17 protein-coding genes are annotated in these 14,367 nt (G+C 40.3%); 10 read left to right on the forward strand and 7 right to left on the reverse strand.

Features of this window, described 5'->3' with window-relative positions; genetic code table 11:
- Positions 1-15 precede the first annotated feature (15 nt).
- A complete protein-coding gene (locus L6773_RS05240; RefSeq protein WP_237852805.1) occupies positions 16-906 on the reverse strand; it encodes a UbiA family prenyltransferase in 891 nt (296 codons plus the stop codon).
- A gap of 180 nt (positions 907-1,086) precedes the next feature.
- On the opposite strand from L6773_RS05240, the gene L6773_RS05245 reads away from it, so the two are divergent.
- Positions 1,087-1,986 carry a 3-methyladenine DNA glycosylase gene (locus L6773_RS05245; protein ID WP_237852806.1) on the forward strand — a complete coding sequence of 300 codons (900 nt, stop codon included), beginning with the start codon at positions 1,087-1,089 and terminating at the stop codon, positions 1,984-1,986.
- Between the two features lie 63 nt (positions 1,987-2,049).
- On the opposite strand, the gene L6773_RS05250 is transcribed toward L6773_RS05245, so the two are convergent.
- From L6773_RS05250 to L6773_RS05260, 3 genes are read right to left on the reverse strand one after another with little or no spacing between them, the layout of a single operon-like run.
- Positions 2,050-2,286, reverse strand: coding sequence for a DUF2442 domain-containing protein (locus L6773_RS05250; protein ID WP_237852807.1), 237 nt, complete (start codon positions 2,284-2,286; stop codon positions 2,050-2,052).
- On the reverse strand, positions 2,264-2,503 hold the full coding sequence (locus tag L6773_RS05255) for a DUF4160 domain-containing protein (protein WP_237852808.1): 240 nt from the start codon (positions 2,501-2,503) through the stop codon (positions 2,264-2,266). The genes L6773_RS05250 and L6773_RS05255 overlap by 23 nt, the downstream gene beginning before the upstream one ends.
- Positions 2,504-2,550: 47 nt before the next feature.
- Positions 2,551-3,756, reverse strand: a complete 1,206-nt coding sequence (locus tag L6773_RS05260) for an anhydro-N-acetylmuramic acid kinase (protein WP_237852809.1) — start codon at positions 3,754-3,756, stop codon at positions 2,551-2,553.
- Between the two features lie 42 nt (positions 3,757-3,798).
- Between L6773_RS05260 and L6773_RS05265 the strand changes: the two genes are divergently transcribed.
- The gene (locus tag L6773_RS05265) at positions 3,799-4,050 is read left to right on the forward strand and encodes a hypothetical protein (RefSeq protein WP_237852810.1); all 252 of its coding nucleotides are present in this window, start codon (positions 3,799-3,801) and stop codon (positions 4,048-4,050) included.
- A 111-nt stretch (positions 4,051-4,161) separates the two neighbouring features.
- Entirely contained in the window at positions 4,162-4,590 is a 429-nt protein-coding gene (locus L6773_RS05270) for a BP74-related protein (protein ID WP_237852811.1), read from the forward strand.
- 40 nt (positions 4,591-4,630) lie between these two features.
- Here the strand turns inward: L6773_RS05270 and L6773_RS05275 are convergent, their stop codons facing one another.
- Entirely contained in the window at positions 4,631-6,724 is a 2,094-nt protein-coding gene (locus L6773_RS05275) for an APC family permease (protein WP_237852812.1), read from the reverse strand.
- A gap of 120 nt (positions 6,725-6,844) precedes the next feature.
- Here L6773_RS05275 and L6773_RS05280 point away from each other — a divergent pair, with 120 nt between their 5' ends.
- The 7 genes from L6773_RS05280 (at position 6,845) to L6773_RS05310 (ending at position 11,295) form a co-directional block, all read left to right on the forward strand.
- Entirely contained in the window at positions 6,845-7,681 is an 837-nt protein-coding gene (locus tag L6773_RS05280) for an ABC transporter ATP-binding protein (protein WP_237852813.1), read from the forward strand.
- 7 nt (positions 7,682-7,688) lie between these two features.
- A complete protein-coding gene (locus tag L6773_RS05285; protein ID WP_237852814.1) occupies positions 7,689-8,462 on the forward strand; it encodes a hypothetical protein in 774 nt (257 codons plus the stop codon).
- Positions 8,462-8,815: a GntR family transcriptional regulator gene (locus tag L6773_RS05290; protein ID WP_237852815.1), complete on the forward strand. Its 354-nt coding sequence runs from the start codon at positions 8,462-8,464 to the stop codon at positions 8,813-8,815. Before L6773_RS05285 ends, L6773_RS05290 begins: the two co-directional genes overlap by 1 nt.
- A gap of 87 nt (positions 8,816-8,902) precedes the next feature.
- Entirely contained in the window at positions 8,903-9,526 is a 624-nt protein-coding gene (locus L6773_RS05295; protein ID WP_237852816.1) for an ABC transporter ATP-binding protein, read from the forward strand.
- Between the two features lies 1 nt (position 9,527).
- Entirely contained in the window at positions 9,528-10,319 is a 792-nt protein-coding gene (locus L6773_RS05300; RefSeq protein WP_237852817.1) for an ABC transporter permease, read from the forward strand.
- 85 nt (positions 10,320-10,404) lie between these two features.
- A complete protein-coding gene (locus L6773_RS05305; RefSeq protein WP_237852818.1) occupies positions 10,405-10,851 on the forward strand; it encodes an Xre family toxin-antitoxin system antitoxin in 447 nt (148 codons plus the stop codon).
- The gene (locus L6773_RS05310; protein WP_237852819.1) at positions 10,852-11,295 is read left to right on the forward strand and encodes an RES family NAD+ phosphorylase; all 444 of its coding nucleotides are present in this window, start codon (positions 10,852-10,854) and stop codon (positions 11,293-11,295) included.
- Between the two features lie 8 nt (positions 11,296-11,303).
- Here the strand turns inward: L6773_RS05310 and L6773_RS05315 are convergent, their stop codons facing one another.
- Together L6773_RS05315 and L6773_RS05320 are read right to left on the reverse strand one after the other, a co-directional pair.
- On the reverse strand, positions 11,304-13,082 hold the full coding sequence (locus L6773_RS05315) for an SLC13 family permease (RefSeq protein ID WP_237852820.1): 1,779 nt from the start codon (positions 13,080-13,082) through the stop codon (positions 11,304-11,306).
- Between the two features lie 107 nt (positions 13,083-13,189).
- Positions 13,190-14,275: a hypothetical protein gene (locus tag L6773_RS05320; RefSeq protein WP_237852821.1), complete on the reverse strand. Its 1,086-nt coding sequence runs from the start codon at positions 14,273-14,275 to the stop codon at positions 13,190-13,192.
- Positions 14,276-14,367 lie beyond the last annotated feature (92 nt).

The raw sequence follows: 14,367 nt of genomic DNA on the forward strand, positions 1-14,367 counted from the left end.
ACTTCTTTATATTGCTTAAAAATAGTTTGATAATAAAGTTTCTCCTATCCACTCGTACCTGATGATATTCGCTGTCAACAGGAAAATTACGAATGAAAGTGAAGCAAAAAATTTAATATTCATCACTTTTTTATATTCCTTCTGATTTCCCTCTAATCCGGCTACAAAACTGTTTATGATAGCAAACGAAAGTAAACCTACAATGAAGAGTACGATCGCAGGTGTACTGTAGATTCTGAAAAAACCTATACACATCAGCACCAATCCAATAACGTATGCAGCCATAAAAAATCGTTGTACACCACTAAGGCCGAATTTCACAAAAAAAGTGATGTCACCTCTCTTCGAATCTTCATCCGCCTGGTATATTTGCGAAACAGGATACAAACTCAGCAGAATGAGTGATGCACCTATTCCACTAAACAAAATTGATGTTGAAAAAGCTCCACCCGCAGCCCAAAATCCGAGAAAGACAGAGTTCAAACCAGTACTTATTCCAATAGCGATGAGGCTTAAAATGGGTTCTCCTTTCCAGCGTGCATGTGGTGTTGAATAGAGCCAAAAAAGTAACAGACTGATTCCGTAAACAGTAAAATATACCCAACTAACAGTTATAGCCCATATCCATCCGGCAAGCATCAAAAACAAAGAAACCTTGTGCATCCAGGGAGTCATTTTTGGAGGATGTTTGAGTCCGCCGATGGGACCTTCATCTTTATCCCAAAAAGAATTAAATGCCGTTGCGCCCCCATAGAGAAGAACATGAACATTTAGAAACTGTAACCAAAACTGTGAGAATTGCATCTGATCTGCCAGCAATCCTCCCAAAAGATATCCCCCGGAAAGGATAAAAAACTGGTAATGCAAACGGAGATGGAGGATAAAATTTTTGATTTCCTGGATCATTGGCTCTATTTAAAAACCTGTCAGAGTCCTTCGGATCTGTCTGAGTTCGTATTACTTTTTTTAGGCTAATCAAACCATCGCAACTCTGGCAGTAGCTTGCGCACTCTTACAGGTTGCTTATGTTCACGAATCTTCAAAATTACATTTACATCCCAAACATAAGAATCATATTTTTAACAGATGCTAAAAGTTTTAGATAACATAACAACAAAGCGATCTGTTCTGGATGAACCTGATTGGACGGCAATGGCCTCCCGTCATGAAGAAAAATTATCTGCCGTCCTGGATCCTTATCTCGAAAAGCGTTCCCGCCAGCAGAAAGACCCTGTACTCGATTTCCTCTTTGAGTATTATGCATTTCGGCCCTCCCATCTAACGCGATGGTCTCCCGGAATTGGAATAACTCTGAAATACAGCGATAAATCTAAACTGCCTGAAATTTCTGAATTGAACGGTTCGGACGGTTTCGCTAAACTCAACCCGGCATTCTTCCCTCAAAAAAGAATTCGTTCGGCCAAGTGGACTCTCGAGCTACTCGAAAATAGTGCCGAACGAAAACCGATGTTTGGTTGCTTTGGCATGCATGAATGGGCAATGGTGTATCGGGCGGAGAACGTACGTCATCAACAGATCCCGCTACGGCTCTCGGATGATGAAATTGCCGAGTTTGTAGAATCGCGTCCTCTGGTATGCACCCATTTTGATGCGTTCCGATTTTTCACGAAGAAAGCTCGCCCGATGAACAAGCATGAACTGAGCCGGGAAACATTCCAGGATACAGAACAGCCCGGCTGCGTTCACACAAACATGGACCTCTATAAATGGGCGTTTAAACTTTATCCATGGATTTCGAGTGAGATTATCCGCGAAGCGTTTTTCAACGCATTAAAAACCCGGAAAGTGGATATGCAGGCGAGTCCCTATGATGCAACAGAGTTTGGACTGAAGCCGATCAAAATTGAGACTGAACCCGGAAGAAAAGAATATGTTGAACGCCAGATGGAGATTTATCAAAACTCACAACCGATTCGGCATAGACTGATTAAAGCGTATAAAGAAGTGATTCAAAGAGTGAGTTGATATTTAGACATGGAGACACGGAAACTCAAAGAAATATTTTTTGGCGAATCTCTTTGACGTTAATTAAGATAGAAGACCTTTTACTGAAATATCTTCATCCAATGACTCCCAGTGAATTCCGACTCCATTGCCAATCAAACGCCAATTTTTCTTTTCCTCTATTGAAGCGTCTCGCAGTTTTGGGAACCATTCAATCGGCACCGTTATCTCACGGCCATCTTCAAGAAATACTCTCATTGAATCTTCCGTAAACTCAAGATCTGTTGCCTTCACCAACTTATTTTTCACTAAAGTGCTCATTCCAACCTGATTCTATTTTTTGTTTATTTGCTTCAACTAATTTACTGATTTTATTCAATTCAGATGAATTATAACCAGTTGAATATGCAAGAGCTGTAGGATTCAACCAAAATTTACAATATCCATCACCACTTTCAACGTGTATATGAACAGGTTCATTTCCCTCATTACTGAAGAAAAAAAAGCGATAACCATCAATTCTTAGTACAGTTGGCATACAACAAACATGTAAAATTCTTATTAGCTCTGTTACTGTCAAATAACCTAATCAGGAAAGGAAACTTTCCCAAAATTCACTTTTTTACTCTCTTCATCTGATTCAAATTCAAATCCATTTCCGGCCAGCATCTCATTCGCTAAAACAGCAAAAATCACTGCCTCTTTCGAATCTGCTGAGATCCCTAAATCTTCAATCTCCCTTATATCCACTCGAGGCAACAGCTCTCCAATCCGATTCATGACATAGGGGTTGTGTGCTCCGCCACCACTTACATAAAGAGTAGCATTACGCTCTTTATCAATATACTTCTGAATATTCTCAGCGATTGTTATAGCAGATAACTCTGAAACAGTACGAACCAAATCTTCAGGCGGAACTTCATCGATTGAGAATTTTAAATTATCTGCCTTTTTGTGAAGCCATTCAAGATTAAAATATTCCGGACCTGTTGTTTTGGCCTTGCTCTCATCTAGCCAGGAATCTCTAAGCATTTCATCCAGAAGTTTTTCAATTATTCTTCCAGAAATGGCGATTTCACCATCTTTGTCATACGGTTTTTGGAAATAATGGAGTGTTAGCGCATCAATTAAAGTATTTCCCGGGCCCGTATCGGTTGTGAAAGATTTTTTGGTTGATTTGTTCGGCGGCAGAAAAGTGAAATTTCCAATACCTCCAATGTTCAACAATATTCGGGTCTCCGTTGGATGACTGAATAACATTTGATCCACCAATCCAGCCATCGGTGCACCTTCGCCACCGTGGGCTACATGTTTCTGCCGAAAATCGCTTATGGTCAGTATTTCTGTTCTAGTAGCAATTTGATCGCCATCTCCAATTTGAAGAGTGTTATTAACCTTATCTTTCCTCTCCTTCTGATCTCTTGCCGGGGAGTGGTAGATCGTTTGCCCATGGCTTGCGATACAGTCTACCTCGTTTGACTTTACGTTCCAATCGTCCAAGGCCTTCAAAATCATACTGCCATGCAGATGAGCCAATTTAGTATGCCAATAACTGACTTCTTTTAATTTTACATTCTCAACGGATGTGATCTTTTTCAGTTCATGGCGAATTTCCTCTGAGTATGGAATCGTCGTAAACTCAAGTAGATCGACTGAAGTACCTTCTCCACTTCCTGAAACTTTACATAGTGCGATATCGAGACCATCCAGTGAGGTGCCAGACATCAACCCGATAATTTTTCGGGACTTTTTTTCTGCCAGATCGGCTAATTTTTTTATCGATGGATTCATATTTTAACGCTTCATTGAAATCATATCTGAATCATACCAAAGATGCCTGAAGAAACCGAATCGGATTTCCAAGAATGGATTAAAGATGTTGAATATCTCGTTGAAACATTGCAGAAAAGCTTTAATTCGACCGATGCCAGCTATAATATCGACGAAATGAACGATACGCTTTATGTAGAGCTGGAAGGATTGGATGATTATACGGATGAGGAAATTGTTGAAATTGCCAGTCCGATTTTCGATATCATCGATCTTAATTTTGAGGATATCATTTTGCTCCCCTTAAATAATTAATTGATTTGCGGACTGTATTTATGACACTTTTGGCATTCAGGTGATAGAATATCAGCTATTGGCAACCGTTCAAAACTCTAAAATGAATGTCAATGCCAATGATCAATCAAGATGATTTCAACTCAAAATATATTCTATCTAACGGCAGTTTCACTCGTTCTAATTTTAACTGCGTGCGGTACTGAAAATGACAACAGCAGTCGGTTTTATCAATTCACACACGAGCACGAAGATGTGAACTATACATTTGTCGCAAAAACATCTGACTCTGAAGTGATAGTAAAATTGGAAGAGGAGCTTCAAAAACCGTTCAATGAACGAAATATGCATATCAACGGACCGATCGACCGCGGGACTGTAGATTACAACCCCAACTGGAGCTGGCATTTTGCAGAAAATGAATGGGACCTCGTTGAAATTTCAGCAGAGGTTTGCGACGGACGCCCCTCTTTTGTTGAGGAAGAACTCGATTACTGGGTGAACGATGTTGGGCGTTATTGTCCGTGGAGCTCAAGAGTTGAAAAAGAGGTGAGGCAATAATTCGCTTGTGAACCTAATTGCATACTAACATCACCGAATCTTATGACGACTTTTCATCTTTTAACACTACCAGGATCGGGCAATCCAGTTCTTCTTGAATTCCTTGGTGAATGGTTTTGAAGAAACTATCCCTTTCCAGATCATCCGGCTCACCTAATGCTACAACATCATCTTCACTTGCAAGTTCTGAAACAGCTTCGGCGATATCATCAACATCTACATCTTGGCTTCGAATAAGTTGTTCTGAAATTCCTGCATGTTTCAATTCAGTTACCATCTCTTGTTTTAACCGGGTTATGTCTTTTTCCTCCTCCGAACCTGATTCCCGGCTTGTCATCATGACCAACGATATTGGCAAGTCACTCGATTGAGCCAATGCTTTTAAGACGGATGCCAGGCGCCTGCTAATTTGATTTAATGAATAAATCGGAACCAAGAGACGGTTTACGGATTCAATAGGCCGCGCTGTTAATACAGCATGGCTGTGGTACTCATCTGAATACTGGTTGATTGTTTTTGCGAGATTTGGGGTAAAAACAAGTTCACTCTGCAGATCAATATCAAGATCTTTGAGATCCTGTAAAACGTTATCCAAATTTTCCTCTGCTTCATCTTCAAACTGTTCTCTTGACTGTTCCGGGCTTGTCTGTTCGGGAACCAACCTGTAACCCAAGACAAGTAATTTCAGGTTTTGAAAAGCCTTCAGAAGTGCTTTGGGAATGGCATTTGGATTCTCAACATCGACTGCTACGATAATTCTCGGTTGTTCAATTTGATAGGCTCTTCGAGCTGTTTCCGGAAGTGAAAATTCAATCTCATGCACAAAAAGTAAGTACCAAAGAATGGAGACCGCAAGAACACCAAATCCCAGGTAGATGGATAACGATTCCATAAATGCTATCAGACCAAAACTAAATATTGCTCCAAGTACCGGAACCACCCATTTTCCCATGGTTTCAAAATCGGCTTGATACCACCAGGGGCGATCATATTTTATCCGAATCAGCGTCACACAGATCATACCATAAACAATAAGATGTAGAAATGAAGCGACCTCGGCTAATATTTCAATTTTGCCCATCAATGTTAATCCTGTCATGGGAATTCCAACAACGATTAAAGCGATGTGAGGTGTTCCAAACCGGTCGTTAACATTACTAATCGGTCTCGGAATCATTTTATCTTTACTGAGTGCGTAAACTGCTCTTGATGAACTTAAAATTGAAGCGTTCGCACTCGACAATGTTGCCAGTAAGCCAGCGGTTAGAATTGCGAGAGCACCAATATTTCCCGTTAACTCTCTTGCCACACCTACCATAGCTGTCTCACCCATTTCGGCAAGTTCTTCATTTGGCAATGCACTTGTGCTCACGAATAATGCTGCTATATAAAGTAACATCACCACAATAACACTGCCTATCATTGCTCGAGGCAGGTTTTGGGTAGGGTTCTTTATCTCTCCTGCAACATTCGCAATTTGAACAAATCCCAGGTAGGAGGTAAAAATTAAAGCTGTAGTTGTTAGCACCGGCCAGTATCCTTTTGGAGCAAAGGTATCAGGCAGTGATGCTTCTCCAATCAAACCGGTCGCATCGAGTATGCCATATCCAAAAAGTAATACAAGTATGGCTGCTAATGATATGACAACCTGGTTTTGTAGCTTTCCGGCTCCCTCTGTCCCTAAAATATTAATGAATGTTAGTACAATTCCGATAGCGAAAGCGATGAGAACCATAGTGTCACCAAGATTCACGCCCATCTCCTGTAAAAGTTCAATCATGTATTGGGAAAATCCAGTCAGGTAAAAAGCACTAGCAAATACAAGCCCGATCCATTGCCCTATACCAACAACAAAACCTGCATTGGGTCCAAATATCCTTGACACATAATAATATGCTCCTCCATTTTCAGGCATGGCTGTTGCCAACTCGGAACTTGAAAAAGCTACAAGAAGTGCTATTCCTCCACCAATAAGAAATGAGAGAGTTGCCGCAGTTCCAGCCTGACCCGCAGCTAACCCTGGAAAAACAAATATACCGGCCCCGACCATCGTACCAATACCAATAGTTAATGCTTCACCTAATCCCAGGGTGCGTTCAAGTTTTCTATGCTTTTTCTCTGAACTGTCAGGCATATATAATCAAAACAAGATAAATCCAGATATCATTGAAACAATTTATTCATCTGGCCGTGTTGTAATCACACCTGTGTATTAGTATACTAATACTTTAAGATAACAATCACATATAGATCTATGGTTACTGTTGAAAAATTAACGTTTGCTTTTCAAAAAAATGAGCCCCTCTTCACAGGTTTGGATATGAGGCTTGAAGCAGGTAACACGTATGGGCTATTCGGCTTGAACGGCGCCGGAAAAACCACACTTCTCAATCAGCTTTCGGGAATGCTCTTCCCCCACAAAGGTTCCTGTACTGTACTTGGTGAAAATGTTAAAAAACGGCTTCCCAAGACCATGAGTGAAATTTATATCCTGCCTGAACAGTTTGATCTGCCCAAAATAGATGCAGAAATCTATGCAGAATTGCATGCACCTTTTTATCCTCGGTTCGATCACACCTATCTGTCGGAGATATTGAATGAATTCCAGGTTGACAGACAGAAAAACCTTACCGAACTATCATATGGTCAACGGAAAAAATTCCTGATCGCCTTTGCACTCTCCACTAATTCCAAATTAGTGCTGATGGATGAACCGACAAATGGGCTGGACATTCCATCCAAAAGCCAGTTTCGTAAAATTATGGCCGCTTCAGATCAATCAAATCGATGCTTTTTAATATCCACACACCAGGTTCGGGATCTCGACAGCATTATCGATCATGTTATTGTGCTGAATAATGGCAAAATCATTTTTCAGCAAAGTGTGATGGATATTTCAACAACTCTGAGTTTCGAGAAACTATCCGATGATAGTGACAAGATCGCCCTCTACAGCGAAGATGTTTTTGGAGGAAAAGCAGCAATTATATCTAAAAATAAAAGCTCAAAAGAGACCCAGATTGATCTTGAACTTCTATTCAACGGAATTATCCAGAAACAAGAACTTATCAATAACCAGTTTAAATCTTAATTGAATTATGAGTGCAACAAACGTAAATAATCAATTTTCATTTACCAGGTTTAAGTTCGTTTTAAAAAGGTATGTGGCCCTGAATCAAAGAACCTGGCTAATCGGTTTTCTCTGTGTTGCAGGATTTCTTTTAGCGATAGCCGTTCTACCTACGATATCAAATATGTTTAGTGTAGACAGGCCTGGATTTACTGCCGTTCGGGGCATTACACTTTCTCTTTATACATTGGGTGGTTTAATTCTGACGAGCATGATTTTCAACGAAGTTCACTCTTCAACGAAAGCATTCCAGTTTTTAACGCTACCCTCTACTACGTTTGAAAAATTGTCAGCTGCATGGTTCTCAGGAACCATTGTTTATACATTCGTATCCATTATCTCAGTTGTGGTTTTGAGTGTTGTAATTGAACTCGTTAAAGGAATAAATACCGGGCACTGGACACCTTTCAATGTGTTTAACCCATTCTCAGCAGATGTTTTATCGACCGTTCTCGGATTCTTTTTTTACCAGAGCATTTTCCTACTGGGGGCTGTCTATTTCAAAAAGAATAATTTCATCAAAACACTATTGGTTATCATTTTATTTGTGCTGGGAACACTCTTTTTCCTGAATATTGGTTTGTTGATTTTTGGACTTTCCCAGAACCAGGATTTTTTCGTCAATATTCAATTGGATGCTCAACAATGGATTACACCTCTGAAGTATATTATTGGTATCGGTCTAACCCTGTTCTTTTTATGGCTCAGCTACTTAAAACTTAAAAACAAACAGGTGGCCTGATGGATTTCACAGACAAAGAACCGATTTACAAACAGATATCAGACTATTTCTGTCAACAGATCCTCGAGAAAAAGTGGGCTCCTGATGACCGGGTTCCATCTGTCCGGGAGATCGCCGTCCAGATGGAGGTCAACCCCAACACTGCAATGCGTGCATTTCAGCTTCTGCAGGATGAAGATATATTGGTGAATAAACGTGGCATTGGCCATTTCATCGCAGAGGGAGCCTATCAAAAAACACTGGATCTCCAGCGCAGGGAATTTATCGAGAATGATCTTCCATATTTTTTCCAAAAAATGAATTTACTTGGTTTTAGCTGTAATGAGCTCGAAAAAATTTACAAAGAGTCATAAGTCTCTTTGAATCGTAGAATCAGATCAAAGATCTTTTTTGCCAATCACAAAAGCTTCTCTACCTTATTGGCAAAATAAAATGACTTTATGCTTCTCGAAGGCAAAAATATTGATTTTAAATACGGAAACGAGATTATTTTTAAGGATTTCTCCTTTGAATTAAATGAGGGTGAAAAGCTTGTTCTGAAAGGAGAATCCGGCAGTGGTAAGTCAACTCTTTTTCGCCTCATTTTAGGATTTGAACACCCCAATAATGGAGAATTCCTGTACAACGGCTCCATTCTCAAAAATGACACCTTGAAATCATTTCGGAAAGAAACTGCCTGGCTTCCTCAAGATCTAAATATCGGGAACGGATCTGTAAAAGAAGTAATAGAGTACCCATTTCAATTCAAGAGCAGTTCAGTGGAGAAACCGGACCCAGCTACAATTAAAAATCTTTTGATTGATTTGAGATTAGAGTCGAGCATTCTTGAGAAATCTTTTTCTGATCTGTCCACCGGTCAGCGGCAACGGATTGGAATTTTGATCTGCATCCTGATGAACAAACCTCTTATGCTTTTAGATGAACCAACCTCAGCTTTGGATCGGGAATCGAAAGTGAAACTTGCTGATTTGTTACTCAATTCAGACCGAACCATTTTATCAACTTCGCATGATCCGTTTTGGGTGGAACGGTGTGATCGAATTATTGAAATTCAACCAAATTGATATGGAAATTATTGAACTTAGTTGGTTTCAGCTTGCAATTGGTTTCCTCAGCCTATTGATTCCAGGTGCCATTTTGTGGTGGTTTAAGACAGGATTGAACCGAAAGATGGTTATAGCTACCATACGAATGACACTCCAGCTTTTGTTTGTTGGATATTATCTCGAATACATTTTTGAATACGATAATCCCTGGCTCAATCTTGCCTGGATTCTTGTAATGGTTGTCGTTGCCGATTTTGCGACCATTGACCGAAGTGATTTACGGCAAAAAGTCTCTTTAATCGTTCCTATTTTTGGTGCAACTTTCCTCGGTATTGTGATGATCGACTTCTTTTTCCTTGAAGTGGTTATCCAGCTTCGAACCATTTTAGAGGCCCAGTATGCGATACCAATTACAGGGATGGTTTTGGGAAATTGTCTTCGAAGTAACGTAATCGGTATCAACGATTTTTATTATAACCTGAAGGAAAACCAAGAGCGATACCAATTTTACCTCGCTTCCGGGGCTACACGTTCAGAAGCACTTTACCCTTTTTTCCAGCGTGCACTTCAAAAATCAGCCAATCCGACGTTGGCGTCTATGGCAACAATCGGACTTGTATCTCTGCCGGGAATGATGACCGGCCAGATATTGAGCGGAAGTTCACCAATGACAGCCATCCAGTATCAAATCATGATTATGCTGGCGATCTTTACCGGAACCATTCTCTCCGTATTCCTGGCCATCATTTTTAGTAATCGCTTTGTTTTCTTTGAGAATGATATGCCCGATCCATCTATTTACAAAGGCTAAATGAATTAGGGTATAGGGCATATATTGAATGTCTTTGAAAAATGTCTTATAATTACGGACAAATTTCTAATCATTTTACAATAAGATGGAAAACCAAGAGAATAACAACGAACAAGGTTTTGTCAGAGAGGTTGCCCTTAAATATGAAGTAAACGAAGAGAATCAGTTTAGTTTAGTTAATAAAGCGCAACTTGGTTTGCCGGCATCTGCTTTCTTTGATCTCCAGGAACTTACAGAGTTTTCCAACCAAGAACTTTCCGGTCTGCTTAATGTATCCTTCAAAACTATCCAACGCTACGAAAAAGAGGGGAAAAACTTAAGTGCGCAAAACAGTGAACAGTTACTAAAAATTATCGCGCTTTATCAAAAAGCAGAACATGTTTTTGGCTCACTCGAATCATTCAACCGTTGGCTTCGAAAACCTGCACCCGGGCTTGGTGGTCACACACCATTTTCACTTATGCATACCTCCGGAGGTATCGATTTGGTGCGAGAGGAGGTTATCCGCATTGAATTTGGCTCATTGGCATAGATGTTGGTTTTTCGAATTACCACAAAACGCTGGGCGGGGGTTTTAACTGCCTCGGGATATCCCGCCAGATGGAACTCCAAAGGTACACGCGTCATCTATACGGCATCTACTCGTGCACTTGCATGTCTCGAAAATCTTGTTCACCGATCCGGGGAAGGGCTCAATCAGCAGTTTAGAATCACAGAAATTTATATTCCTGATCATTTATCAATAGAACAGGTGAATCATAAGGATTTGCCTGTTGGATGGCATCAAATGGAGAGTTATCATCACTGTCAAAATATTGGAGATGGATGGGTTGATAATGCCGAATCACTACTTTTAGAAGTGCCGTCATCCATTATCAGAGATGAATCAAATATACTCATCAACCCACATCATCCTGAATTTTCAACCATAGAAGTGCAAAATATTACACCATTCTCATTTGATGAAAGATTATAGCAAACAGTCTAAAACGGCCAAATAATGGGAATGAATATAGTTGCCAAAATCCAAAAAATGACGTTAAGTGGAATCCCAATTTTTAAAAAATCTTTGATTGTGTAGTGACCCGGCCCATAGATCATGGTATTTGTTTGATACCCAAACGGGGTAATCAAACTAAGTGATGCTGCAAATGTAACGGCGTAGAGAAATGCTTCGGGATTCACATCGATGGTATTTGCAGCCTCAATTGCAATGGGTGCTAAAAGTGCAGCAGATGCATTGTTTGACATGACGGCGGTGATTAGTATCGTCAACAAAAAAAAGCCGGACATTAAAATTGTTGGACCAAAAGCGGCGAGCGAATCTACCATGCCTGAAGCCATGAGCTCTGCAGCGCCGGTTTTATCCATTGCAGTCCCTAATGGCAATACACCGGCAAGTAGCATAATTACCTTCCAGTTAATCGCTTCATAGGCTTCTTCCGTTCGAAGGCATCCCGTAACGATCATCAGAATTACACCAATCACTGCACTTACAACTATCGAGGTAAAACCCACAGCAGCCGTAAAAACCACACCGGCTAAAATTCCCAAAGCCCAAAATGTCTTCTCTTGGCGATACAGGATGGTTTGGATCTTTGAAACCAGTACAAAGGCAGGTTCATCTTCAAGTTCTGCAGTTCTCTCGGAGTTCATGCTCAGTAAGATTGAATCACCCCCCGAAAGTTCAATATCAGCTAAATCGTCGTGTTTTACCTCTCCCCTTTGCCGAATTGCCAGCGGAACGGCCCCGATATTTTCGTAAAAAGGGAAATCACCAAGCTTTGTTTTTACAAGTGATGATTCCGGTGCAATGACGGCCTCAACAATAGCATCCCGGCCGTGTTCAAGATCTTTATCCATCCATTCTCTTGATGGCAAAAGTGAAACATCTTCACTTTTCATCAATTTTTTCATCTCCTCCACATTTCCGCGAATCCTCAAAATATCTCCACCTTCAATCTTTATTTGATTTCTTTGTGCTGATGAATCTTCTTTCTGCTTAAATACACGAATTACATCCAAATCCATGTTTTTTGTTAAGTCTTCTTCATCCAGGTAGGTGCCGACAAGTGAGGAACCTTCGTTGATTCTAATATCCGTTAGATAATGCTGCATTTCGTACTGTTTAGTCAGCTCATCTTCTTTCCTTCGTTCCGGAATTATTTTAATGCCGATAGTGAAAAGAAACAGAAAACCGGACGCAATAAAAATGAGTCCCATCGGAGTCAGCTCAAACATACTGATGGCACTCATTCCTCTCTCCACAGCAATGGAACTCACAAGAATATTGGTTGATGTGCCAATAAGTGTTGTTGTTCCGCCAATCATACCGGCAAAAGAGAGCGGCATTAACATTCTCGAAGGACTCACTCCCACTTTTGATGCGATTCCCATAATTACGGGAATAAAGATGGCCACGGCTGCCGTATTATTGATGAAAGCTGAAATGATACAGATGAATAGAAGAAGGACGAAGAACCAATATTTAAAGCTTTCCTGCATCTTCTCTGAGAAAAAGTCACCGGCTGTGTTTAGAATACCGGTTCTCCTCATTCCTTCACTTAACACAAACATAGCTGCAACCGTAACGGTAGCCGGATTGCTGAACCCGGAGAGGCCCTGAGCGGGCGTTAGGATGCCTGACCCCAGCAGACACGCCATGATAATAATCGCGGTGACGTCGAATGTCACATAGTCTGTTACAAAGAGAAAAACAGCAACGATTAGTAGCAGAAAAACGAAAATAATTTCGAAGGTCATGCGGGTAAAAATTCGTAGAGTTCAAAATCAACTTCTACAAAAACAGAATTTAACTGCCTTTTATCAATAGATAATCTTCAGCGAAATTTGACACCAATGCACAGAGTTCAAATCTTTCCAAAAATCCACCAGCATGGAATAAATTGACCCGGTGATCCATGGCCTAATCTCTTCTGTTTATCTATTTTTAGATACTCATAATATCCTTTCTCTGCTTTCATTGAGTCAATAAAGGATGATATGTCTTGATATCTCTCCGTAGAAGTATAGACTTTAGTATTCATTACACGATCAAATGTTTTCATTGCTAAAGCAACACCACAACTATTCCTAAGGTGAGCTTCCGTTGTTACAATTCCACGAACGCCGTCGTGATGGCCGTAAGCCCCCGGGTAACCTTCAATTTTAAATACAGAGCTACTCATCAATTGGTCAAGTCGAGGTTTAATCTCTTGATTTATATATACTGGATCTACTAATAATTTTTCTGAAAGCTGCATGAGTGTAGTCATATGATTCGCATTCATCAGCGGATATGCTGTTTCGTCATATGATTCAAACGTATTTTTCACAAAGCCGATCAATTTTGGAAGCAGTTTATCAACATCTTCAGTCTGAAATTGACGATATTCTGCAAGTGCAAGCAGAAAATATAGATGATAGCTGTTTGGGTTTGATCGTAATTTTAACAGCATACTATCACTATCTTCCCAAAAAGAGCCTTTTTCAGGATCCCAAATTTCATTAAGATGCTCAAAAGTTCCCTTTGCTATTTCATCATATTTACCATCTCCCACAATACTTTCGTAAAGAGAAACTGTTCTTAACAATGACGCAGTTACAGGCGGATCTTCATAAAGGGCTGTATCCTCTCTTACTTCATCAGAAACCTGGAACTCCTGGCCATTCTCTCCAAGTGACATGGCCCAACCGCCCGAATTTAATTCTGTCCTTTTAAAGTGTTCAATCAGGTTAATTGCCGTATTCAGATAGGATTTCTTACCTGTTAAAGAATATGCATCAAGAATGACCCATGCAGATAACCCCCGGTACAATCTCCCCTCCGGCCCCCAGGGATTTTCTACTTCATATTCTCCGTCAGAGTTGTGATGATCCACTAAATAATCAACGGCATCGAGCGCATCTTCAAATCTATCTATATCAACACGGTTGGGTAGTGCTTCTACTTTCATAACTAGTTGGTTTTAAATTTTTTATTCATCTTCGTCGCAAAAGGCTGAGTCAATTTTACGATCAGAATATTTACAGCCGTAGCAATCTCCAA

The sequence above is a fragment of the Rhodohalobacter sulfatireducens genome (assembly GCF_022012475.1).
Classification (GTDB): domain Bacteria; phylum Bacteroidota; class Rhodothermia; order Balneolales; family Balneolaceae; genus Rhodohalobacter; species Rhodohalobacter sulfatireducens.